Annotated in this window: 1 protein-coding gene; it reads right to left on the bottom strand. The window is 40.5% G+C overall.

What is annotated here, in order from left to right; genetic code table 11:
* On the bottom strand, positions 1-222 hold a 222-nt coding region (locus RM545_RS17590; RefSeq protein WP_311496589.1), incomplete at both ends, for a transposase.

Raw genomic sequence — 222 nt, 5'->3', positions numbered from 1 at the left:
TGCAAGTTGACCACCTGCGTTAGGCTGTTCTTCAAACTTTATTCCTGGTTTTTTCTCTTGGAAAGAATAGGCAATGAGGCTGGCTACCAGATTGGTTATAAAATTCCCAAAGCTTCTGTGCCTTGAATGCTCGGCGTGGCAAATATTTTTAAGCTGATCATTTATCGTCTCTATTACCGAACGTTTTCTCAACAATACCTTGTCCCTTATTGTCATCAGTAC

The sequence above is a fragment of the Autumnicola lenta genome (assembly GCF_031846515.1).
GTDB classification, from domain to species: Bacteria; Bacteroidota; Bacteroidia; order Flavobacteriales; family Flavobacteriaceae; genus Autumnicola; species Autumnicola lenta.
Note: the sequence above shows the minus strand (reverse complement) of the source record. Positions and strands in the feature narration are given on the sequence as shown.